Annotated in this window: 2 protein-coding genes; both read left to right on the forward strand. The window is 51.7% G+C overall.

Annotated elements, in window-relative coordinates; all coding sequences use genetic code 11:
• The first annotated feature begins 35 nt into the window (after positions 1-35).
• On the forward strand, positions 36-524 hold the full coding sequence (locus HX774_RS20470; RefSeq protein WP_370523754.1) for a polymorphic toxin type 50 domain-containing protein: 489 nt from the start codon (positions 36-38) through the stop codon (positions 522-524).
• Positions 525-533: 9 nt separating this feature from the next.
• Positions 534-851: a hypothetical protein gene (locus HX774_RS19260; RefSeq protein ID WP_178829015.1), complete on the forward strand. Its 318-nt coding sequence runs from the start codon at positions 534-536 to the stop codon at positions 849-851.
• Positions 852-919 lie beyond the last annotated feature (68 nt).

Below are 919 nucleotides of genomic sequence, written 5' to 3' on the forward strand. Positions count from 1 at the left end.
ACACCGACCCGACCGGGATGTGCATTGGTAGCTGGATGCGCGTTTGCCAAGCGGTCGCAAACAGGGCCGCTCCGGTAGTCTCAAGATTGACCGCCCAGGCTGGACGATTTGGAAATGCAATCGCTAGGGTCACTCCTGGCACCGCTCAGCGCGCCCAAGTCATTCAACAGCGAACTCAACAAGCAAACTTGGCTACGCATCCGGAGGGGTGGAACCGTCTGAATGCTGCGAAACAAGCAGTTCATTCGCCGGGAACCAATCGTGAGGGGGCGAGCATTCTCAATGAGAGCGCTTCGAAGTTATTCGAGCGTCACGCAGGGTTGGGGCAGACGGTTGCCGGGACGCGCGGAGCGCCTGGGTTTAGGGAGCGGATTACCGAGCCTGGTCGTGTCATTGGGCAGGTTGTTGACCGGGCTGGCAATGCACAGGCGACTGACTCTGCGATAGTTCACTACTCGAGAACGGGCTATCATATTGTCCCGTCAAATCCATCTGGAAATCCGATGTTCTTTCCTGTTCCATAGTATTTGTAGGTGGATGAAGTGATTGATGATGATGTAGTTGCTTTAAAGGCGGCATTTGTGAATGCCTCTTATGGCAAGATGAATGGCAATATTCTTAGATGTACTTCTGTCATCGATAATAATGTAATAATTATGCAATTTGTTATGCGTCGCGGGTTTTCTGAAGATGACGTTGATGATGCCTACGACATATTGGGTGATGTTTTGGGCCTGTCCGATGGTTTTACGGGCAGGGCTGAAATCGTTGACGTAGATGGCGCAGATGAACTTCTTCGGGTTGATCCGCTTCAGGTGATACTTTTTCGTGTTTCAGACCGGCAGTTGTGAAACTCATGAAAGGAGCGGGTCCCACCTTCGCTTGAGCGAGCGGTCAGTCGATTAAGAGGGCAAGATAA

The sequence above is a fragment of the Brevundimonas sp. P7753 genome (assembly GCF_013386595.1).
Lineage (GTDB): Bacteria > Pseudomonadota > Alphaproteobacteria > Caulobacterales > Caulobacteraceae > Brevundimonas > Brevundimonas bullata.